Source organism: Bradyrhizobium sp. USDA 4504 (genome assembly GCF_054063995.1).
Genome location: NZ_JBSSGV010000001.1, coordinates 8943803 through 8966423, shown reverse-complemented (window position 1 = coordinate 8966423; position 22621 = coordinate 8943803). Strand labels below are relative to the sequence as shown.

Below are 22621 nucleotides of genomic sequence, written 5' to 3'. Positions count from 1 at the left end.
GGGGGAAATCAGCGAGCGGAAGGCTTGGAGCAAGGCGAATCACGGCGTCGACTGCGATTCCAACCTTATCCCCTTATTCGCACTGTCCGTGAATCCCACACCCTGCACCAAATGTGCGGAAGAACCCCTGATTGTCGCGCTATAATCCGGGTAGATCTGGCGAAGAATGTCTTCCAGCTCCACGGCGCATCAACAACTGGGCATCTCAAGTTTCGAAAGAAGCTGTCTCGGCCACAGTTCAGGAAGTTCATGGCGGAGCACTTAACGGCAATGGTGGTGATGGAAGCTTGCGGCAGCGCTCACTATTGGGCACGAGAGATGGTTAAGCTCGGCCATGAAGTTAGACTGATCGCGCCGCAATACGTGAAGCCTTTCGTGAAGCGCCAAAAAAACGACGCGGCTGATGCCGAAGCAATAGTAATCGCTGCACAGCGCCCAGAGATGCGCTTCGTCGAGCCGAAATCGGAAGAGCAGCAGGCCAGAGCAATGTTGTTTCGGAGTCGGCAGCGGCTTGTTCGTCAGCATACTGATTGAGTCAACGCATTACGTGCTGCTGTTTACGAATTTGGTCATACCGTCCCATAAGGCATCGAACAACTTAAACGCATTGCCGCAATCCTCAAGGAGCCGAACGTCGATCTGCCGGAACTAGTTCGGGAGGAATGCTGGAGTCTCATTGATCAAATTACCCAGAAGACGGAATGCCAAGACAGAGCAACTCAAGAAGTTGGCGGCGCGGACTCGAGCGGCGCGCCGGCTGCAAACAATGCCAGGAGTCGGTCCGCTGACCGCGCTGGCGATCGAGGCTTTCGCGCCCGACATGACAACTTTCAAATGTGGTCGAGACTTCGCAGCTTGGCTCGGCTTAGTCCCGCGGCAACATTCCTCCGGAGGAAAGGAAAGGCTTGGGCGCGTTTCGAGAGAGGGACAGGCGGACATTCGCCAATTACTTATCGTGGGGGCTATGTCGCGAGCGAACTGGCTGGGGCGCAAGTCGATCCCCAAAGGCTCATGGCTTGCGCAGATTCTCGTCAGGAAGCCACGCATGCTGGTGGCGATCGCCCTGGCGAACAAGAGTCGCCAGTTCCACCCCCGGCTCGCCCCGGATGCGCGCCCCGTTCACCTCGATCTCGACCACTCCACAGACCTTGGCCGGCGGCGTGGCAATCTCCACGGGCTTCGTCTGTACCGGCGAAATACACTCGGACTTGCCAACCCTCCCGCCATCGCTCTCGGCGCCAATTTGGATAGGCACGAAATTCTGGGCTTTGCCGGCCAGCGCCGCCGCTACCTGGCGTCGCCACACCGTGAGCAGTCCGCGAGAAACGCCATCGCGCCGCGCCACCTCGGAGATGTTCGCCCCCTCCTCAAAGCTCTCTGCCGCGATCCGGGCCTTCTTCTCGCTCGTCCGTCCGTCGCCGCCGGCGATCCCCAGTGATCACTCAACGCGGCGATAAGAGTCACCTTCCTGCCTGGCATGCGCATTCCAGGGATGGTGATCAGGTGTTCTAGGCGATGGTGATCACGGATTCCAGTGATCGTGATCAGGTTCGGAGACGAACACGGCTGACGGGTTTATGCGTGCTGGAAATGGCCTCCTGGTCAAGGCTGGCGGGCTGGCTTGGAGATCGTTCCGACGGTCCATGGGAGGGGCCGTGCGCGGCGCGGAGTGCCCCCACGAGCGACGGAGCGACGCGCACGGGAGGGGCTTGTGGACCGGCGGAGCGATCGTGCGCGAGGTACTCACGGCTTTTTCTTTTCGCCAGCCTGACGCCGCAGACTGTCGCCTTTGAGCTCGAGGCGGTGCGCATAGTGAATGATGCGGTCCAATATCGCATCGCCCAGGGTGGGATCGGCAATGACGTCGTGCCATTGCGACCCGGGGACCTGACTTGTGATCAACAAGGATCCCTTGTCGTAGCGATCGTCGACGATCTCAAGCAGATCACGGCGCTGGTCGGCGGTGAGCGGTTCGGGTCCCCAGTCGTCATATGTGGACGGCCTCTGATGGCAAGCACAATTTGGCACTTCGAACGACTTGGACGGCTGCGATCGTATGTCCGGCCTTTAGCGTGGATCATATCTCCGCGGGCCCTGATGAAGTCCGACAACCAAGGGGTCACATCAAGGATGCGAGCTTTGGAGCTCACACGACTGGTCGGGGTTTTCCTGGTTTTCGGTGGCGACCGTTGTCTTTCGTCATGCCTTTCTTGCACTTACCAAGCTTAGAACTCTTTGATTTGGACGCGGCTGGCGAAACTGACGCTCAGGATTTCGCGAACATCTCGGTGCGAAAGCATTCTCCGGTTCTCATCATTGCCCAGATGATCCGAGCCAGCTTGTTGGCAAGGGCAACGGTCACAAGCCGCGCCGGCTTTTTCGCCAACAGCCCGACAATCCAGTCGCGCAAGCCGCCGCGGCTTTTTCCACAACGTTTAGAAGCGATGTTGCTCCGAGAACCAGTAGCTTCCTTATATATCGATTACCCGCCTTGGTGATGCTTCCGAGAGTCGGTTTACCCCCACTCGAAATTTGCCGTGGCGTCAGCCCCAGCCAGGCAGCAAAATCCCGCCCCGAATTGAATACGCTTGGGTCCGGTACACTGGCTGCAATTACCGAGACAACAAGCTTGCCAATGCCGGGAATTTCGCCGAGCGAACGGCTCGTCTCGCTTCGCGCGTGGGCCTTGGCGATCTCCCTCTCTAGATCATCGAGCGCGCTTCCGAGCGCATCAATTTGCTGACCGAGAACCTTTGCAGCCATGACAGCGGCGTCCGAAAGAGTCGTGTCGCCTTCTGCAAGGCCTAAAAGCTCGTTGACGCGGCCGGTGCCCTTGGCGACGACAAGTCCGAATTCGGCTAGGTGGCCGCGTAGAGCGTTTACGCTCATCGTTCGCTGTTTGACGAGCAGCTCGCGCGCCTTGTGCAGCATCAGGGTCGCTTGCTGATCAGCGCTCTTGACCGGCACAAAACGCATTGCAGGTCGCGAGACTGCTTCAGAGGTGGCCTCCGCATCCACGGCATCGTTCTTACCTCGCTTGACATAGGGCTTTGTGTAGGCTGGCGGCATCAGTGACACATCATGCCCCATGGCCTTCAATTCGCGCGCCCAATAGTGCGCTGAGCCGCAAGCTTCCATGCCAACGCGGCAGGGCTCGATCTTCGAGAAAAACTCGCGCATTGTCCGGCGCGTCAGCTTGCGCTTTACGGCTGGTGCATCCTCGCTAGATAGCGCGTGAACCTGAAAATAGTTTTTGGCGAGATCAACGCCTATTCTGATAAATTTCATAGCGGACGGTCTCCCTTCTTTGTGGCGCTCTGGCGACCACGCCTTGGCACTATGATGCCGTTGAGGTGAGGCCGTCCACACCATCAAGGATGAGGAGATTGACGCGCTCGAGCGCGGTGATCAGGCGCGCCAGACGGCCTTCGCCGCGCGCCTGGGCGAGATCGGCGAACAGGCGGGATGCCCGCTTGTAGAGCACGGAGAAGCCGTTGCGGCAGGCCTTGTTGCCGAGCGCACACGCAAGCCAGGACTTGCCGGTGCCGGTTGGGCCGACGATGACCAGATGGTTGGCATCACGGATCCATTGGCAGGTGGCGAGGGTTTGGAAGAGCGAACAAGGCCGCGGGCGGTGCGATAGTCGACGTTCTCGATGGCGGCGGCTTGACGGAGTTTAGCACTGGTCAAGCGGCGCGTGAGGCGGCGGTTGTCACGGGCGGTGACCTCGCGATCGACGAGGAGGCCGAGCCAATCGGCGTGCGGCATTCCGGCCGCCTCGGGATTGTTCTGCAGTTCGGCGAGGGTATCGGCCATGGCGGCGAGGCCGAGGGCGCGCAAGCGATCGACGGTGGGGTGAATGAGCATGCTGGTCTCTCCTGATCAATTGTAGTAACTGCGGCCACGAATGTTGGCGTGGAAGAGGATGGGCGCCTCCTCGGCGGGCGGAGCGGTTCTGTCGGTGCCGTTCTTGCGGATGGCAGCGACCGATTTGTACGAACGGGCGTTGAGCAGAAGGGCACGGGCACAGGCGGCGTCGACGCGCTCCTGGCCATAGCGCTTGACCAGTCCGAGAATGCCGATGGCTGAGCGGAAGCCCTGTTCCGGATGCGGCCGCGACCGCAGGATGACATCAATGAGAGTGTCGTCGTCGGGACCGACCTTAGCGGCTTCCGAACGAATGCGCTCATGGGTCCAGTCCCGATAGCGGCGATGCGAGCTCGGCATATGCTCGGAAATCGTGGTCGGGCGATGCGGCAAGGTGCTGCGCAGATGCGAGGCCACGCGCTTGCCACGGAGGAAGACCTCGACGGTTTTTTGGGTGATGCGAACCTCGAGCTCCCGATGCACGAGGTTGTGAGGAACGCTGTAGTAATGCTTGGTGATCTCGACGTGATAATCGAGGTTGACCCGGCAGCGCTTCCACTCGGCATACTGGTACGGTTCATCCGGCAAGGCAGTAAGCGCCGGACGATCAAGCTCCTCGAACAGCTCGCGCCGACTTCGCCCCCAGCTCCGGAGAGGTCGACGGTTCAGTTCGATAAGGAGGCTATGGATTGTCTCGTTAAGGGCGGCGAGCGAGAAGAAGCGGCGGTTGCGCAGACGCGCCAGAATCCATCGCCCGACGATTTGGACCCCGACCTCGACCTTGGCTCTGTCGCGCGGCCGATATGGCCGCGCCGGAACGATGGCGGTGCGGTAATGGCGGGCGAGATCGGCATAGGTCCGGTTGACCATCGGCTCGTGAAAGCAGGCCCTGATGATGCCAGCCTTGAGATTGTCGCTCACCGTCTGTCGCGCCACGCCGCCGAAATAGGCAAAGGCCACGAACGTGGGAGGCGATCCAGTCCGGCAGGCTCTGGCTGAGGCTGGCCTCGGCGTAGGTGTAGTTCGAGGCGCCGAGCACGGCGACGAAGATCTGCGTGCTGCGCACCTCGCCGGTGAGCCCGTCAACCACCTCCATGGTGTGTCCGGAATAGTCGACGAACAGCTTCTCGCCAGCGACATGGACCTGGCGCAGGGTCGGCTTGAGGCGGCCGGCCCATTCCTTGTAACGCTCGCAGAACCACGAATAGCTGAAGCTGTCGGCACTTGCGTCGCAATACTCCTCCCACAACAGCATCAGCGCAACGTTCGGGCGCCGCAGCTCGCGATGCACGAGTGCCCAATCCGGCTGCGGACGCTCGTCGCTGGGCCGATCGGATGGTGGCGGATACAGGCGGTTCTCGAGCCGGACATCGTCATCCAGCTCCGGAGGCAACGGCCAGGCCAGGCCGGCGCGGCGGGTTCGGTTGAGGTACTTGCTGACCGTGCCCGGGGCCAAGCCAAGGCTGCGGGCAATGGCGCGTTGCGACATGCCGACGCTGTAATGCAGGCGTAGAACTTCACGAATGTGGCGCATGGACAGTCTCTCGGTCGGCATCTCGATCCTCTGCGGTTTAGGCAAAAGACCAAGCTACCCGGGTTACAGACTGTCAGCGGTATGCGCCTCCTGGTTGCCCCGATCATGATCGCTGGAAATAGCGATCACGATCGGCTGGAAATGGTGATCACGATGCTCTGGAATCTTTAGGGTTGAGCTGGGTCGCGCTTGAGGATGCGCGACCCAGGCACGAGCGCGACGCAGCTCAAGCCGGGTTGAACGAAGCCGCGGGCCGGGAGGTCAAGCGGTTATGGGGATTGAGGGCGCCGCAGACGTGCGCGATCCGCGATCAGTTGGGGATGGGTAAATGGACAGATTGGTGCGCAGCCGAGTCGGCTCGGCCGGCTCGGTGTGCAATAAGAGCGGAATCGTGCTTGCAACGGCAATTGCAGCATGGCTGGGCGAGCACCGACCCGCTGTCGGCCAGAGCGGTGGTAGCAGTGATATCGGCGAAAACTATCGTGCGCGATTGGGTTCATGAGGTGTCCGGCGTCCGATTACCCCGACGAGGTCCGGGAAGGATCTCGATAACGACCATGCGGCTTCCGCAACAGGGACATGGCGGTCGTTCGGATGTGTCTGCGACTGCGCACGCAGGCTGCTGCTCGGGCGCCTGATCAGCAATCGAAGGTGGCGTTGCCGCAAGCAAGCGACGGATCAGCATGAGCTTGGCACGGCGATGCCCGTTAGCGAGAAATCCATAGTGGCGGATGCGCTGGAAACCATCGGGCAGGACGTGCAACAAGAACCGGCGTATGAACTCGTCGGCCGCGAGCGTCATCGACTTCATCCGTGCTCCGTCGCGATAGTCGCGCCAAGAGAAGGTGGCGCCGTCATTATCGACTGCGAGAAGCCGGTGATTGGAGATGGCAACGCGGTGCGTGTAGCGAGCCAAATAGGCGAGAACCTGCTTGGGGCCGGCGAAAGGTCGCTTGGCGTAGACCAGCCATTTGATGCGGCGCAGCGACGTAAGGACTGTATCGAACGCTGAATGATCGCTGAGGTGCTTCAGATTGCCGAAGAAACGCAGCTTGTCGGCACGATAAGCAGCCCTCAGCTTCTCCAGGAACAGCCGGCGGTAGAGACGCGACAGCACGCGCACCGGCAGAAAGAAGCCCGGTCGGCAGGCGATCCAGCGATCGCCGTGCGCCGACAGCCCGCCGCCCGGCACGATGCAGTGGACGTGCGGGTGATGGGTCAGCGTCTGGCCCCAGGTGTGCAGCACCATGATCGCACCGATCTCAGCGCCGAGGTACCGCTTGTCGGCCGCAATCGTCTTCAAAGTCTCAGCCGCTGCCTCGAACAGCATCGCGTAGACGGTCGCCTTGTTGTGATAGGCGATCGCCGCCACCGGCGCCGGCAGCGTGAACACCACATGGAAGTACTCGACCGGCAACAGGTCGGCAGCGCGGGCGCTGAGCCACTCGCGGGCTGCCGTACTCTGGCACTTCGGGCAATGACGGTCGCGGCAGCTATTGTAGGAGATCCGCTGGTGCCGGCAGTCGACACAGCACTCGACGTGACCACCGAGCGCGGCAGTCCGGCACGCTTCGATGGCGCCCATCACGCGCAGCTGGGATCGGCTGAGGTGCCCGGCGTGGGCGACGCGGAACGCGTGGCCGTGCTGGCGGAAGATGTCCGCCACCTCGAACGCCGGACGTGCGCCGGGCACCTACTCGGGCCGAGATCTCAATCGCGCGTCGAGATCGTCGAGCGGACTTCTGGCCCGTGCGATCAGATTGGTTGCGACTTGCGTGTAGCGCTCCGTCGATGACAGTCGCGCATGGCCAAGAAGGACTTGGATGAGCCGGATATCAGTCCCGCGCTCGTAAAGGTGAGTAGCAAAGCTGTGCCGCAGAACATGTGCCGTCACCCGCTTATCGAGGCCGGCATGTTGCCGAGCTCTGCGGCAAGCCTCTTGCAGCGTGGCGACGCTCACCGGATCGTCCGGATTGCGCCCCGGAAACAGCCAATGGCGCGGTTTGGCCAGACACCAGTAGGATCGCAGGATGCTGAGCAGCCGCGGCGACAGCATCACGTAACGATCCTTGCCGCCCTTGCCGGCGGTGATCAGGATCAGCATGCGCTTGCTGTCGATCGCGCTGGGCTTCAGGCGGCTGACCTCGCCGACCCGTAGCCCGGCAGCGTAGGCCGTCACCAGCGCAACGCGGTCGCGCAGGGCCGGTACAGCCTCCAGGAAACGGGCGACTTCCTCCGCACTCAGCACCAGCGGTGCTTGATCGGCTCGCGGGCCGAAATAATGTTCTCAATCGCCTCCTTGCGCCCGAGCGTCACCGCATAGAAAAAGCGCAACGCGCACGTCACTTGGTTGATGTGAGTCCACGACCGCTTCAACCCGATCAGGTGCAGTTGGTACGCGCGCACCTGCTCAAGGCCGAGCTTGTCAGGTGATCGGCCGAAGTGTCGGCTAAAGTTCGCAACCGCGTACACATAGGATTGCTGCGTCGACGGTGATAAGTTGCGCAGCGTCATATCCTCGATCATGCGGCGGCGCAGCGGGCTCGAACTCATCGTGGCCATGAGGCACTCCTGGATTAAGAGGAACGGACTTGCGGCCCAATCCTCTCAAACAGATGCCTCTCAGATAAATGGCCTCGCCCTCCCGCGCAGCGGGTTCGTTCAATGGGTGATCACGATGGCCTGGAATCGGTGATCACGATCCGCTGGAACACGCACCTGGCATCAAGCATGGCATTTGCCATCGCGCCACCTCCACCGATCAGCTCTTGCCAGCCGGTATCGCAGACAAGCTTCGTCACTGCGAGGTGAGGCCCTCATGCCGGTTACCATTAAAAGGGTTCATTCCGCGCTCCGATTGAGCCATCTGAACGGCTCTCGGGACTTCCCCCCTCTTATGTTAACAGGTCGATTTTGCGACAAGCTGACGAGACCCAGGTAGCCTGTCCCGCGTTCAGCAGGAGCACCTCTGCCGCGGCGAGAATGGCCTGCTTGGCTCGGCGCGAGCGACGACCTTCTTGGCGACCGCGTTGGTGGCCGAACTAGAATCCCTTTTGCCGCTTGATGAATCCGTTTCATCAGGGTCACGAAGCCATGCGGATTTAAAAGGTGCGATCGCTGCGACAATCAACCTGGTGAGCGGCGAGATCACGGTGCCGCGCTCATGATATTGGACGGTATCCGCTCCGCGCTTGCCTCGCCGCAAAGATGGGCATGCAGCGCGACCAAGCATTGATCCGCGCTCCTGTTATTACGCTTTCCCGGGACGATGGTGAGATCGGCAAGTTGATAGAACGGTTCGCGATCGCGGATCAATTGCGTGATCTTGTCCTCCCGGTCCTCGGTCTGCAACAGCGGGCGGGTGATGTCACGAGCAAGGCGCTTCCTGATCTCACCCGCGTCGGTATTGAGCCAGATCGAGACCCCTTTCTTGGCGACGCGGTGCCGCGTCTCCTCACGCATGAACGCGCCGCCACCAGTGGCGAGCACCGTGGGTCCCCGCTCGAGACACTCCGCGATCAAACTCGCCTCGAAGTCTCTGAAGTACTGCTCCCCTTTGGTCGCAAAAATCTCCGTGATCGACATGCGAGTCATCGCCTCAATCTTTTTGTCGGTGTCGATGAAAGGCAGCCCTAGTCTTCGCGCAAGATGTGGGCCGATAGTGGATTTGCCGGAGCTGGGCATGCCGACGAGCACGATCGGCCGGCCGTCGAGGGCAGCGACAACTTCCTTTGCAGTCGGTGATCGCTCGGGCGTCGCGGTCTGTTGGGCAGATCGCAACCCGAGGGTTGCGCCGACGCCAGCTGTCCGCGCCCCTTCGATCGAAAAGTGGGGAATGTTTCTGACACCCTCCGGTATCGCAACTTCTTTGCAGACCTCGCGCACGCGCTGGGTGAGCTGCTCCATCTTACGGGGATCCGGTGCATCGCCTCTGCGCCGTCGCTGGAGTTCCTTGTACGTGTCGTGATTGGCAATTTTGGCCTTGTAGCTGCCCGGCGTATGGAACTCCGCCTCGAATCGGTAGCCATCCGGCGTGGCGAGCACAGTCTTCATGCCGACAAACGTCGGAGCGCTCATCCTGAACCAGTTGGTTGTGCTGATTTCGGCGTAGCCTTGCTCCTCAAACGCCAGAATGCCTTTCGTGAAGGCACGTGCAAAATCCTTGTCGGGCACTTCGAAGACATGGCGCACGGCGCTGCTGATCAGCAGTGAGGCGCCTTCGGGGGCATCATTCACCTCCATGAGTTGGTCTCTGAGGGAGCTTTCCGATCTTAACCGACGGTCGAGATGGGGCATCTTCACATCGATGCCCAACAGCTCAAGGTCCTTGGCAACCTGACGTGCTGCTACAGTGATCTCCTTCTCTTCGGCTGCGGCGCGCGCGACCTCGATTTGGGCGCGCTCTGAAGCCTGCTCGCGAGTTAGCGTCAACGTGATGGCAGAAGCCTCGGCAGGCTGTCGGCCAAAGCCAGGCAGAATCCCTTTCTCCGCAGCAAGATGAATAGAGGCCTCCATGATTGAAGCTGCCAATGTGGGATTGTCCTTCAGATCCTCCAGGGTCGTGTCGACATTGAACCGTCCGTGGTTGAGGGTCGCCGCCATGCTCTTGACATAGGGCACGGACTTCAGGCCTGGCGTCTGCTGCAGGAGCCCCTGGAGCCATTCGCTTTTCTTCATGAAGAGCTGGACACTCGTGTCGGACTTGAAGGCGTCCGTTCCGACCTTGATCCCGAGGCTCAGAAGATTGCTCGCGCTTTGCACGAGGTCATCGGCAATGTAGCCATCCGGCCGCGGAGTGATGCGCGGAGGATAGTGGTCGAGCAAGGACTGGATGCGGTCGCGTGGGTGAGCGGCTGCCGGATAAGTCTCCGCCAGGCTTGGGAAAAGCTCCGCAAGCGCTGGGCTCACAGTCAGTTTAGTGTCGCTCACGCTTTCGGATATTTCGGGCAGCATCTGCTCAGCTGTGCTCGCTGCCCACGCCTCGAGGTCGTTGACGAGCAACTCGGCAATTTCGTGGGCGACTGCATGGTCTGCAAGCTTGATCTCGGGCCTCGCTCTATCGAGCATGTGCTCGACATCCTGGGCGCTCACCTGCTCCTTGGTCAGCAATTGACGGATGTCGCGCTGAAGTTCGTGATGAAACCCCTCGTAAGTTCCAAAAACCGCGCGCTCAGCAAACCAACGCCGTGCTTGATGGGATTGCGCCAGAAAGCTCCGCTGCAGGCCGCTATAAATTTCCAACGCGTTCCGCGTCGCCGCGAGGATCTGGCTGGCACGACTGAATTGGTAATTGTTGCCCTCGATCGCCGGGGTATACGACTTCGGCGGCTTGAGCGAGCGAACTCCGCGAGCTTGTTCCTTCTCATCGAACTGGCGAACATGCTCATACAGCTGCGGCCGATCGCCGATGATAACGACGGTATCCCCGTCGAAGTCGCCGTCGAGCTTTTTCTGCTCGCCGGTCGGGACTGCAACCAACGACCCCGGAGCGAACACTTCGGTCGCCTGCAGGATACCCACACAGTCGACCGGCGTGTCTACGTTTGCACGGTCTTTGCGCTCGGTCCAGCTCGAATGGCACTTGACGTCTTCGGCCGACATCACCAGCCCGCGGTCCGCGTAGTTGGCCGGCCACATCCCATCCGGCACCACGATCAGAATGCCTTTGGCAAAGAAGCTCGGGTCGTGGGCCGCCAGCTCCTCCTGCGACTTCTGGGCGACACTGAAACTGTATTGCATGGCCACGCATCTATCGAGGAATGCCGCAGTCGGATCCCCGTCAGCTGCCGACCTGACTCGCTCGGCGGCGAGTGGGCGCAGGTTAGGCTTGTCATAGGGAGATCGCCCGATCAGCACGCCCCCCGTTCCCGTTAACGTCTCACTCTTGCACTTCGGCACATGGAGGTAATCATCACTGGACGGGACGGCAACGCCACCGGGAGCATCGATGTGGCCTGCCGTCACCATGCGAAACAGCTGCTCGCCTATCAGGCTTTCCCCTCCTCTGCTGTCCAGCCAGCTCTTGGCCTTTTCGCGAGCCTCGTCGGCCACCTGCTCACTGCGCGGATAATGTTGCAACGCCGAGGCAGGAACGGACGATCTCCTTCCCTCACCATAGGCCGGCATTCGATCGGGGCCTTCCTGGGGGCCGGCCCGGCGAATAGCGAGCATACGTTCGGCGAGCGAGGCCTTGATAAAGCCACAGCCATCATGCGGTCGCAAAGCAATCGGGCCTTCCGGTCCAGTCAATTTGAACGGATGCTCCTCGTTGGTAGGGCGGTCTGGCGTCAGCAACAGCTTGAAGGCGCCCTCCAGCGCGTAATCGTGAGGGCCCAGATCCTTGATTGCGGGTGGCGCCGCAAACCCCCTGCGCTGAGTGTACCAATAGGCTTCCTTGAACGGGGCCCAGGCCCGCAACAGCTTCTCGAATGACGTCCCCGGCGCGGTTTCGGCATAGGGAATGGCGAGCAGCTTTCCCCCCGAAGACGGTGCTGCCGGTCCGCCTGGAGCATGGGCGGCGATTTCGAGCACGGTCGGTCTTGGTGCTTTCAACTTGCTGCCGCCGAACAGGTCCATGCGGTACGGCACCCCCTTGTAGGTGAGCGTGCGCGCCAGCATGAGGGCGCTCGGCTTTGCCGGCAGCTGGACGGCGACCACCTCGATCGCGCCTGAGGTCAGCCGATGAAAAACCGAGTATCGTGTCTCGGACTCTGTGGCCAGTGGCCGTCCTTGCATGTCCACCACCGGCAACCGCATCAGACCCGCTTCGCCCTGTGGGGGCCTCGGCTCGTGATCCATGGCTCGCAATACCTCGTGGACATCGAATGTGGACGCAGGATATTTGTCCCGGATCGTTGCCGCGTTTTGCTCGACGAATGTGTCGAGCGCATCGACCGGGCTCTCCGCCTCGATCTGTGCGATCAGGTTCCAGCTCATGTTGGAAAGATCGCCCTGGATGAGGTCGCGCGTGCCGGCCAGGATCTCTTTGGTACCGTGCCGCAGCTCTTGCTGCCTCTTCCGCAAATCGGCCTTCTTGCCCTCGATAACCGGTCGCTTGAACATGTTCGCCAGGACTGCACGAGCCTTGAGCATCTGATAGATCGAGAGGGCAGGATTGCGACTCGCGCGCGGCCCACGGATGCGCTCTGCCGCGCTTGTATTGAAGTGCGCCTCGATCTTTTGCTCCACGACCGGCTGGAGATCGTTCAGCAAGTGGAGAGCCACTCTGCGGTGCCAGCGCAGGTGCGGGCTGCGCGCCAGCGGCACCAGCGCGGCACAGAGATTGCCCATGGTTTCGAGGTTATTCTCAGCGGCAAAACCAGGGGCACGATGCAATTCGTTGAGCCGATCCAACCCGGTCGAGGCGAGCGAGCCAAGATCTTCGAATAGTCGAGCCTTCGCCAAGGCCTTGAAAATGGTGGCGATAGTCAGAACGTCGCCTTGCTCCAGCCGATCATTGTCATAGTGCAGGTGATGGGCCAGCTGATGCAAGCGATCCTTCAGCAGAGCGGTCTCTATGATCTCTCCCGCGTCTTCCCCTCTCGTGATACCTCGCCCCAGGGCATTGGCGATCATGTTGAACTCGGGCGTCGTGAAGGCACCGAAGCGTTGACCGCCCCGGCCTAGTCCGCGCGCGATGTCCACTACCGCCCGGTGACACGCCGGGTCGTCCGGCCACTTGCTGAAGCCATTCATCAGATATGCCATCTGCTGCGGCGTGAAATCGGAGAGCGCGCGGCGACCGACCTCACCCGCGATCACGGCTGCGGAATGGCAAATGTCCTCGTCTTCCGGCCACTTGCTGAAACCGTTCACCAGGTTCGCCAGCTCCTGCTCATTAAAACGAGCGAGCCGGCGGCCGTCGTCACAGACCTCACGGGCGATTGCGAGGACGGCCCGGCCGGCATCGTCCTGGCCCGGCCACTTGCTGAAACCGTTCACCAGGTTCGCCAGCTGCTGCTCATGAAAACGAGCGAGCTGGCGGCCGTCGTCACAGACCTCACGGGCGATTGCGAGGACGGCCCGGCCGGCATCGTCCTGGCCCGGCCACTTGCTGAAACCGTTCACCAGGTTCGCCAGCTGCTGCTCATGAAAACGAGCGAGCTGGCGGCCGTCGTCACAGACCTCACGGGCGATTGCGAGGACGGCCCGGCCGGCATCGTCCTGGCCCGGCCACTTGCTGAAACCGTTCACCAGGTTCGCCAGCTGCTGCTCATGAAAACGAGCGAGCCGGCGACCGTCGTCACAGACCTCACGGGCGATTGCGAGGACGGCCCGGCCGGCATCGTCCTGGCCCGGCCACTTGCTGAAACCGTTCACCAGGTTCGCCAGCTCCTGCTCATTAAAACGAGCGAGCCGGCGGCCGTCGTCACAGACCTCACGGGCGATTGCGAGGACGGCCCGGCCGGCATCGTCCTGGCCCGGCCACTTGCTGAAACCGTTCACCAGGTTCGCCAGGTCCTGCTCATTAAAACGAGCGAGCTGGCGACCGTCGTCACAGACCTCACGGGCGATTGCGAGGACGGCCCGGCCGGCATCGTCCTGGCCCGGCCACTTGCTGAAACCGTTCACCAGGTTCGCCAGCTCCTGCTCATTAAAACGAGCGAGCTGGCGGCCGTCGTCACAGACCTCACGGGCGATTGCGAGGACGGCCCGGCCGGCATCGTCCTGGCCCGGCCACTTGCTGAAACCGTTCACCAGGTACGCCAGCTCCTGCTCATTAAAACGAGCGAGCTGGCGACCGTCGTCACAGACCTCACGGGCGATTGCGAGGACGGCCCGGCCGGCATCGTCCTGGCCCGGCCACTTGCTGAAACCGTTCACCAGGTTCGCCAGCTGCTGCTCATGAAAACGAGCGAGCTGGCGACCGTCGTCACAGACCTCACGGGCGACTGCGAGGACGGCCAGGCCGGCATCGTCCTGGCCCGGCCACTTGCTGAAACCGTTCACCAGGTTCGCCAGCTGCTGCTCATTAAAACGAGCGAGCTGGCGGCCGTCGTCACAGACCTCACCGGGCGATTGCGAGGACGGCCCGGCCGGCATCGTCCTGGCCCGGCCACTTGCTGAAACCGTTCACCAGGTTCGCCAGCTGCTGCTCATGAAAACGAGCGAGCTGGCGGCCGTCGTCACAGACCTCACGGGCGATTGCGAGGACGGCCCGGCCGGCATCGTCCTGGCCCGGCCACTTGCTCAAACCGTTCACCAGGTTCGCCAGCTCCTGCTCATGAAAACGAGCGAGCCGGCGGCCGTCGTCACAGACCTCACGGGCGATTGCGAGGACGGCCCGGCCGGCATCGTCCTGGCCCGGCCACTTGCTGAAACCGTTCACCAGGTTCGCCAGGTCCTGCTCATTAAAACGAGCGAGCTGGCGACCGTCGTCACAGACCTCACGGGCGATTGCGAGGACGGCCCGGCCGGCATCGTCCTGGCCCGGCCACTTGCTGAAACCGTTCACCAGGTTCGCCAGGTCCTGCTCATGAAAACGAGCGAGCTGGCGGACGCCGTCACAGACCTCGCGGGCGATTGCGAGGACGGCTTTGCGGATATCCTCCTGATCCGGCAACTTGCTGATGCCGTTCAGCAGCAGTGACAGATTTTGACTGTTCAGCTTCTGAAGTAGTCGGCCTTCTTGGTCGAGACAAAACTGGGCGATTCTGATCACCCCATTGCGGCATTCCGCCGCCCGGAGGTTCCGACCAAACGATAATGCGAAGAGCGAAAGCGCATTAGGGTCGACTTTCGTTATTAACGCATCTTCCAGCTGCGACAGCCGAGCTGCCAAGGCCCTGCAAGCTTCCACACCTGCACGACCACCGGCTTCTCGGCTCACCACGTTGCATGTTGTGGCGTACCCCCATGATCGCCCGGCGCGGATGTTTTCCTCCAGGCGCGAAACGAATTCAGTCTTGAAATCAACGGCGGCCTTTTCCAGAAACCTTTCATGGTCCTCCCGGTCCGCCTTTCGCAGCCTCTTGTCATGCTGCACCACTGCAGTTGAGAACGCACGGATGTCGCGAACGTGATCAAGGTCCCTCAGAGCTGCATTAAGTTCATCCGCACGTCTATAAGGACGCGCCAAGCTTGCAGCCCGGACGCTCTCGGCGCCTATATCTTCGATACGCTGCATTTTTGGTCCAGCACCCAGGTCAGGCACGGATTGCCTATGTCGAGAGAGCGCATCTGTCTGCGAGCTGGTAGCGGCTTGATCGCCTCGCCAGTGGTCGCCGCTTGAACGCCAGCTTGCTCCCCCAGGTACTCCGTCAAGATAGGATCCATACGGTCGTTCGGAGCTCGCACCTTGGACCCTCTGCGCGGCGACATCGTCAATGCGCTGCCTTCCTGGTCCGCCACTTCGGTCAGAGATGGATTGGCCATGCGGCGCCAGCCCGCCGGCGCGATCGGCGCGCCGACGGTCGCCATCCGAAGACGACGGGGCAACTTCCAGATTGGCTGCGCCACGATAAGTTCGATGGGCTCGCTCCGAGCTTCCAGGCTGAATTGGCTGCGCAGCGACACCGCCGATGCGCGAGCTTCCTGGCCTGTCACCCCGCTCGGAGGCGGATGGTGTATCTGGCGGGAGCCCACCTCTCTGCGAGCGCTCAGCCGTTCGGTCGGCACGCCACTGATTGCCATCAGAGTGCGCCAGGCGTGTTTCCTGATTTGCTGCGCCATTATAGGTACGATCGCTTCGTTCCGCACCTTCACGCTCGATTGGCTGCGCAGGCGCGTCGGCGACGCGCCATCTTCCTGGTCTGCTACCTCGCTCAGACACGGACGGCGTATCCGGCGGGCGTCTACCCACGTGCGAGCTTTGAGCCTCTCTATCGTCGCGCCAGAACTCTTCGCCACGCGGATGCGAGGCGCCCGCGTTTCGACCTGGTCTCCCACTGTAAATTCCATAAGGTCGCTGCGGGCCTGGGCCTAGGACACTCTGCGTGGGCACATCGTGGACGTGTCCCACTTCTGGTCCGTCTCCGCCGTGCGATGGGAGAGAGCGTCCTAGCGAGCCTTCCGCCTCTGGATCGTCGCGACGCACTTCCTTATCAGATCGCGACGAGCCGGATCCCGGCAAGGAGCCGAAACGACGACGGCTCCCACCGATTACGCCATGCAGCGCAGCCCCAAAGAGTCGATGTGCGCTGGCGGGAGGAGCGGCAAATCGGCCTGCACCGCTGGCGCGCTGCGCGCTGCGCGAGTATGAAGCATCTGAATCCTGAGGCTCAGAGCGCGTCTGCTCCACAACGGAACTGAATGATCGGCCCTCTTCGCCGGGGGCACAAGCCGATCTAGCGCTAGAACCGTCAGCGCCTTGACCTTCATCGGCACCAAATTCCGAAATGGGCGATGTGCCGCGCTCGTCAATGCGCCTCATAATCCTTCTCCAATGTAGCAGAAACTGTGCAGGCTGCCCTCACGAGCGCGATAGCCACGTGCCGGCTCGACCACTTGTCCTCGTCTTGGCTGACAGAGCTGGCTGAATGGGCGCCGGATTAGCAACGGCTGAGCGCATGATTTCGTCAATTGGATGACCCTTAGTGTCCGACCGAAAAATAAGTTGAGTGATATCAGCGAGTTCTGATTCCATTGGTGTTGCGAAGCATCAAAGGGATCGAGAATGTGGACTGATATCACCCGGGCACAGTTTGCCCGAGAGGAGCTGCGTTTGCCAAGCGGCTGGACGGATGCGGAATGGGGCGTGCTGGAGAGGTTGCTTCCTGTGCGGGCCAAGCGCGGGCGGCGCCCGAAATGGAGCTATCGTGACATCGTCGAGGCGGTGCTCTATCTGTTGCGCGGCGGGTTGCCGTGGCGCATGCTGCCGCCCACTCTGTTCCCACCAATGACCACGGTGCAGTACTATTTCTACCAATGGCGCGACAGCGGATTGTGGCAATCGATCAACCACGCACTCCTGATGTTGGCGCGCGAGGCGATCGGCCGGGAAAGCAGAACATAGTACAATAGGTACAACTTGACGCGAGGTCCGATTCAAGCCCCTCCGATCTGTATCGCGCGGATGTGTTGAGGCTGTTGAGCGATCGCACTAGGCGGCCGAGCAAGTGAGCCCTCATCGACCAACGTCCGCGTCAGTGATGGCGAAAGGTCGAAAAGATGGATGGATGTCAATCGGCCCTTTAGCTGCGGGCTGTTTTCAAGCTGCCATTCTTTCTCTCCCGTGGCACGCTGGTGGCGATTGCTCCCTCGGAGCCGGGTCGGGGTTGCGGAGACGGAGTGATCGCGGTTCGGCGAGACGATCGCCTAGCGTGACTGGATAATCGATGCGTCCTACTATGGCCCAATACTCGTCAATGCTCCGCTGTACACAAACGTTAGCGGCTGATCAATTGAGGTATTGGTCACAACAGGCCGGAACGTCAAGGCGCGGCCATCGTGTTGGTCTGCAATCTTGCCTCGCCCAACCGTCCGACAAACTCCACTTGCGCTCGGTTACCGAGATCGCGACGTGCACCACGAAGCGCGGACACTTTGAACAGCCATGCGGCTTTATCATCGTCGACGCTCGAGGCATCGACAGCGAACGTCATTTTGACAACACTTTCTTGCCCGCCTTGAACGCTTCCTGATCTTTCGGGTCGGCAAGCTCAAACCAAGAGCCGGGTGCATACGTGGCGATAAGCGTTGCAAAGAACGATTGTGCCTCCCAATCTTGCCCTTCGCGCTTCTCCAAAATGATGACTCCGTCACGGGTAAAAGAACTAGGTCCGGGAACATTGCAGTCGACCGAAAGTTCGACCCGCCACAGCCCGCCCTTCGTGGCTTGCTGCTCATCTATTTATTGTCGGCGAGTAATGCACTCCAATCGGCTCGCCGATAGTGCAGCGGCCACGCCGCAGGAGATCGCCCAATTTGCCCTGCGCGGTGGTTACGAAGTTGAAGTTGGCGGGATTATGCAGAAAGCGACGGTTCACGCCACTTTCGTCGTTTGTGACTTCGTCCGCAATGAGCGAGAGCGCGAACGCCTGCCAGCCTAGTTCCATCGGCTTTGCATAAGGTGCCACAATTTTCGTTGCGCCATCGGGCGCCACCTCCCACGTGACCGTGTACTCTTCCTTTGCTTGATGGGCCCGATGTTTAGCCCACGAAAAGATAACTCGCTCGCCCGAGTGGGTCTTTTGACCAACCTCCCATCCCCGGGGGATGAAGTGTGCTACCTTCGAGACCTTGGAAAAGATTTGCTCCGCTCTCTCACCATCCTGCGCTCGCCAGGTTGATTTGACCTTGTCGATAAGCGGATTGTCGCTCGTACGAACACCATCGCTCTTACCGGCCAGCCCACCCGGCAAAATGAACCATACGCCAAGGCCGACACAGAGGCCAAGACCGCTGGCGCTGCTGCTGCGAACGGATCTGCGTGGCCCGGCTGAGCGGCAGTGCGAACGCGTTCTCGAGCGCTTCCTGCCCTTCGATCTTGCGGCGGATGTCGCGGATGATCCGGCCCAGTCGGCTACGCAGGATGCGCAACTGCCGCTGATGCCGCTTGAATTGCTTGGCATGGGCGTAGCGGGAAGCCATCATTGCCGCGGTCTTGGCAATGCGAAGATAGGATTGTCGCAGCTTGACCCCGTGCTTCCTCGCCAGGCGGTTGAGCCCCTTGATCGCCGCGTGCAGCAGCTTGGCATCGGTCGGGAAGGTGATGGCCTTCGGCTGCACGGTGGTATCGACCGTGACCCGCTTGAGGTCTTGGCTGCGTAACGCGCCGGTCTCGTGCGCCACCCGCAAACTCTCGGCCAGCAACAGTTCCAGCTTGTCGCCGAGCCGCTTGCGCCAGTGGCTCAGGTCCGAGCGCTCGTGCGGGAACGCTGCTGAAAGAACTCTTCGCCGGTGAAGTACTGGAAATACGGGTCGTGGACCCAGCGCTCGCACAGCCCCTCATCGGACAGGCCGTAAATGTGCTTGAGCAACAGCAGCCCGATCATGAAGCGGGTCGCGATGCCCGGCCGACCGTTCTCGCTATAGAGCGGCGCGATCTCGCCGTCGATCCAGTCCCTATCGACCTTGCCGGCGAGTTGAACCAGCTCGTGCTTCATATTGATGATTTGGTCCAGCCTGGCCCGGAACAGATCGCCCGATCCCGTCGTCCTGTGCTTCTTCGGTCGCATCGCCACCTCCGATGCGCCGACGGAATCATGACTGGCGATTCGACGGAATCCTGAAAATGAAATTGCAAGGTTCCGATGCCCGAAGCTTCAAAATCCTGCAATCGCAAAACAGTCCGCAACGACAAATGCGATTCTAGAGCGGTTTCCAGTTGAGGTGAATCGGAACAGTCAAAGGGGATTCCCACGGGCACGCAAATTAGATTCGGTGTTGCCCGCGACAACATGCGGGGCATGCGATGGCGAAGGGATACTCCAAGGACCTCAGGGTGCGTGCGGTTGAGCTTGTTGAGTCCGGCGAAAGCGCACGTGAGGCTGCGCGCATTCTCAATCTCGGCGCTTCGACTACGATCCGATGGATGGATCGTTGGAGGAAGACCGGAAACGTTGAGGCCAAGCCCGGCACCGGGCACAGCCGCTCGCCGTTGGAGCAGCACAAGCAGTGGCTGATCGAGCTGATCGCCGCGGAGCCGGACCTGACGCTCGAGGAGATCCGCGCGCGTCTGCGCTCTCAGAGAAAGCAAAAGGCCGGCATCGGTTCGATCTGGCGTTTCTTCGACCGTCACAGCATCACCTTCAAAAAAACACTGCACGCCGCCGAGCAGGATCGACCTGACGTCGCTGCCGAGCGTGCCGCGCTGAAAGCCGAGCAGCCCAAGCTGCGTGCACCGCGCCTCATCTTTATCGACGAGACTGCGGTCACGACGAAGATGGTCCGGCACTATGGGCGCTCTCCTCGCGGTGAGCGCCTCGTCTCTGGCGTGCCCCATGGTCACTGGAAGACGCTGACGCTTGTCGCCGCGCTGCGCATCGATGGCCTCACGGCGCCCTATGTCATCGACGGTGCAATGGATGGGCCCTCGTTCCTGGCTTATGTCGAGCAAGTCCTGGCGCCGACCTTGCGCAAGGGCGACATCGTCTTCATGGACAACTTGCGCACTCACAAGATCGCCGGTGTCCGCGAGGCGATCGAGGCTGTCGGCGCCCGCGTGCGTTATCTGCCGGCCTACTCGCCCGACCTCAATCCAATCGAACAGGCCTTCTCCCGGTTGAAAGCTGCGCTGCGCAAAGGCGCCACCCGCACGGTCCAAGCCCTGCTCAAACTCATCGGCAAACTCGTCAAGTCGTTTGCGCCGCAGATGTGTGCCAACTACTTTAGGCATGCTGGATACACCAGATGATCCACATCATGTGAAAAATGCTCTAGCTCAATTGCTTAGCCGATCTTCACGGACGACTAACTTACCGCAGGCCGATGGACGTGTTTCAAACGATCCAATATCTTTGAGCCTTCGCTGAACGATTTCGACCAAGATTGCTCCGCAAAATCCAGGTGGCACTTCAGTAGCTCAGACGGGGTTTTCGAGTCGGCAAGAGCTCTCAGAAAAGCAGCCTGGTCGTGCAGTGAGCTGGCTGCGGTTGTCTGAACAGCAATTCCGCGTCGATAAGTGGAGCTTGTGCCAGAGTTAGGCTGCCGCGCGGAACGGCAGCGGGTTGAAGTAAGCTTGATCCGGGGTGCCGCCGTCAAGGCTCGAGTGGGGACGCCGGCCATTGTAAAAGACGAGGTATCGGCCGATCGAGGCGCCGGCGTCGGACACGGTATCGTAGGCGCGCAGATAGACCTCTTCGTATTTGATGCTGCGCCATAGCCGCTCGACGAACACGTTGTCGCGCCATGCGCCCCGGCCGTCCATGGCGATGCGATGACTGGCGAGCACGCCGGTGAACGCGGCGCCCGTGAACTGCGAGCCCTGGTCGGTGTTGAAGATGTCCGGCTTGCCGTGGCGAGCGAGAGCGTCCTCCAGCGTCTCGACGCAGAATGCGGGTTCCATCGTGATCGAGACGCGCCACGACAGCACCCGGCGGCTGAACCAGTCGAGCGCCACCGCGAGATAGAGGAAGCCGCGCGCCATCGGGAGTGAAGTAAGAAGCGCGAGCGCGCTTCTCCTCCCCGGTAGGGTCGAGGACTGGCGCGCCAACAGGTCTCTCGACCGTGCCACGTTTCCAGCCCCCTCCACGTCGCACGCAGCATGCGGATTTCCCGCACTGCGCGCCCCCATTTGCTTCGCTCCAAGGCTTATGGGACCTATCATGCTGGGATTGCTTTCGTTCCGTCGCGCCGCACCCGATAGCTGTTGAACAGCCTCAGAGTGTCGTGCAACCACGGCCTACTCCACTGGTCCCAGCCGAAGCCCTGTAGTTTCCGGGCGTGCGCCAGATGGCGCCTGACCTTCTTCTCTACCCAATCTTTGATGTAGCCGAAGCACTCACTGGAGTGCCCAACTGCGAAGTAGTTCACCCACCCCCGGAGCATTGGATTGATCAGGCTTATCACCCTCCCAATCGGTTGCGACCGGTGTCGGCGGAACACCTCCTTGACCGCCCGCAGCAGCGCCGTCCACTTTTTGAGCTTGGGCGTGTAATGCGGCCGCATTGCTCCGCGTAGACTGCGGAGATAGCGGAAGTCGAACCCCAGAAAGCCGAAGCTCTCACCTCGTTCCAAGTCGACAACGCGGCTCTTTTCATCATTGATCTCAACCCGCAGCTTGGCGAACTCTTCCCGTAACCGCTTAGTTACCGCTCCAATTAGCCAGTCATGTCGCTTGTAGGCATCAATCAAGACCACCAGATCGTCAGCGAATCTCGCATATTCGACGTAGGTGTACTTGCCACTGCGTGTGACTTCCCTTGCTCTTTCCAGCATCTTATCTACCTCATTGAGATAGAGATTACTGAGCAACGGCGAGATCACACCGCCCTGCGGAACGCCCTTCTTGCCAGAGGCCTTCAGCATAATCTTCAGGAGATGCATGATATCCGCGTCATCGATCCGTTGCGCCACCTTCTCTAACAGCCGATCGTGCCGGACATTGTCGAAGTAAGCTTTCAGATCAAAGTCGAGAACTCGCGTCTTCCGTTGGACTACTGCTTCAGCCACTCGCTTGATCGCATCATGTGCTGCCCGCTTGGGACGATATCCAAACGACCCCGGTTGGAAATCCGCCTCGAAGACAGGTTCGAGTATGAGCTTGAGCGCACCTTGCACCACTCTGTCGCGGATTGCAGGAATCGAGAGGATGCGGACTTTACCCCATCTTTCGGTATT

General features: G+C 60.9%; 10 protein-coding genes and 9 pseudogenes. 3 read left to right on the top strand and 16 right to left on the bottom strand.

Annotated elements, in window-relative coordinates:
* Positions 1-111: 111 nt before the first annotated feature.
* Positions 112-1075 (top strand): annotated as a pseudogene (locus tag ACVMB1_RS42015) (IS110 family RNA-guided transposase); the annotation flags it as partial.
* Positions 1076-1743: 668 nt separating this feature from the next.
* Here ACVMB1_RS42015 and ACVMB1_RS42010 read toward each other — a convergent pair.
* The 10 genes and pseudogenes from ACVMB1_RS42010 to ACVMB1_RS41965 form a co-directional block, all read right to left on the bottom strand.
* Positions 1744-1989 (bottom strand): annotated as a pseudogene (locus tag ACVMB1_RS42010) (ATP-binding protein); the annotation flags it as partial.
* Between the two features lie 277 nt (positions 1990-2266).
* Positions 2267-3288: pseudogene (locus ACVMB1_RS42005) on the bottom strand (IS110 family RNA-guided transposase).
* Positions 3289-3337: 49 nt separating this feature from the next.
* Positions 3338-3562: an ATP-binding protein gene (locus tag ACVMB1_RS42000; RefSeq protein WP_253609786.1), complete on the bottom strand. Its 225-nt coding sequence runs from the start codon at positions 3560-3562 to the stop codon at positions 3338-3340.
* Positions 3563-3681: 119 nt separating this feature from the next.
* A pseudogene (locus tag ACVMB1_RS41995) lies at positions 3682-3816 on the bottom strand (AAA family ATPase); the annotation flags it as partial.
* A gap of 66 nt (positions 3817-3882) precedes the next feature.
* A pseudogene (gene istA, locus ACVMB1_RS41990) lies at positions 3883-5422 on the bottom strand (IS21 family transposase).
* Positions 5423-5897: 475 nt separating this feature from the next.
* The gene (locus ACVMB1_RS41985; RefSeq protein ID WP_253603944.1) at positions 5898-7094 is read right to left on the bottom strand and encodes an IS91 family transposase; all 1197 of its coding nucleotides are present in this window, start codon (positions 7092-7094) and stop codon (positions 5898-5900) included.
* A pseudogene (locus ACVMB1_RS41980) lies at positions 7095-7963 on the bottom strand (site-specific integrase).
* 585 nt (positions 7964-8548) lie between these two features.
* Positions 8549-14443 (bottom strand): shikimate kinase, encoded by a 5895-nt coding sequence (locus tag ACVMB1_RS41975; RefSeq protein ID WP_456849826.1) that lies wholly within the window; start codon positions 14441-14443, stop codon positions 8549-8551.
* Positions 14409-15527 carry a hypothetical protein gene (locus tag ACVMB1_RS41970; protein WP_456849824.1) on the bottom strand — a complete coding sequence of 373 codons (1119 nt, stop codon included), beginning with the start codon at positions 15525-15527 and terminating at the stop codon, positions 14409-14411. Before ACVMB1_RS41970 ends, ACVMB1_RS41975 begins: the two co-directional genes overlap by 35 nt.
* On the bottom strand, positions 15506-16072 hold the full coding sequence (locus ACVMB1_RS41965) for a hypothetical protein (protein ID WP_141713704.1): 567 nt from the start codon (positions 16070-16072) through the stop codon (positions 15506-15508). The genes ACVMB1_RS41970 and ACVMB1_RS41965 overlap by 22 nt, the downstream gene beginning before the upstream one ends.
* Positions 16073-17015: 943 nt before the next feature.
* Between ACVMB1_RS41965 and ACVMB1_RS41960 the strand changes: the two are divergent.
* A pseudogene (locus ACVMB1_RS41960) lies at positions 17016-17345 on the top strand (transposase); the annotation flags it as partial.
* Between the two features lie 427 nt (positions 17346-17772).
* On the opposite strand, the gene ACVMB1_RS41955 reads toward ACVMB1_RS41960, so the two are convergent.
* The 4 genes and pseudogenes from ACVMB1_RS41955 to ACVMB1_RS41940 all read right to left on the bottom strand — a co-directional run.
* Positions 17773-17943, bottom strand: coding sequence for a hypothetical protein (locus ACVMB1_RS41955; RefSeq protein WP_253588012.1), 171 nt, complete (start codon positions 17941-17943; stop codon positions 17773-17775).
* Positions 17940-18086, bottom strand: a complete 147-nt coding sequence (locus ACVMB1_RS41950) for a hypothetical protein (RefSeq protein ID WP_253588013.1) — start codon at positions 18084-18086, stop codon at positions 17940-17942. Before ACVMB1_RS41950 ends, ACVMB1_RS41955 begins: the two co-directional genes overlap by 4 nt.
* Positions 18087-18183: 97 nt before the next feature.
* Positions 18184-18702, bottom strand: a complete 519-nt coding sequence (locus tag ACVMB1_RS41945; RefSeq protein ID WP_456849822.1) for a hypothetical protein — start codon at positions 18700-18702, stop codon at positions 18184-18186.
* Positions 18703-18727: 25 nt separating this feature from the next.
* Positions 18728-19518: pseudogene (locus ACVMB1_RS41940) on the bottom strand (IS5 family transposase); the annotation flags it as partial.
* A 236-nt stretch (positions 19519-19754) separates the two neighbouring features.
* Here ACVMB1_RS41940 and ACVMB1_RS41935 point away from each other — a divergent pair.
* Complete coding sequence (locus ACVMB1_RS41935; RefSeq protein WP_141343507.1) at positions 19755-20696, top strand: IS630 family transposase; 942 nt, start codon at positions 19755-19757, stop codon at positions 20694-20696.
* A 285-nt stretch (positions 20697-20981) separates the two neighbouring features.
* Here ACVMB1_RS41935 and ACVMB1_RS41930 read toward each other — a convergent pair.
* Positions 20982-21443, bottom strand: a pseudogene (locus ACVMB1_RS41930) (transposase); the annotation flags it as partial.
* A gap of 161 nt (positions 21444-21604) precedes the next feature.
* Entirely contained in the window at positions 21605-22594 is a 990-nt protein-coding gene (locus ACVMB1_RS41925) for a reverse transcriptase domain-containing protein (protein ID WP_309145042.1), read from the bottom strand.
* Positions 22595-22621: the final 27 nt, after the last annotated feature.

What these genes read in the sequence shown, in the direction of transcription:
- ACVMB1_RS41975 (WP_456849826.1), bottom strand. Translation starts at nt 14,443, where the DNA reads ATGCCGGCCGGGCCGTCCTCGCAATCGCCCGGTGAGGTCTGTGACGAC.
- ACVMB1_RS41970 (WP_456849824.1), bottom strand. Translation starts at nt 15,527, where the DNA reads ATGCAGCGTATCGAAGATATAGGCGCCGAGAGCGTCCGGGCTGCAAGC.
- ACVMB1_RS41965 (WP_141713704.1), bottom strand. Translation starts at nt 16,072, where the DNA reads ATGGCGCAGCAAATCAGGAAACACGCCTGGCGCACTCTGATGGCAATC.
- ACVMB1_RS41955 (WP_253588012.1), bottom strand. Translation starts at nt 17,943, where the DNA reads ATGACGTTCGCTGTCGATGCCTCGAGCGTCGACGATGATAAAGCCGCA.
- ACVMB1_RS41935 (WP_141343507.1), top strand. Translation starts at nt 19,755, where the DNA reads ATGGCGAAGGGATACTCCAAGGACCTCAGGGTGCGTGCGGTTGAGCTT.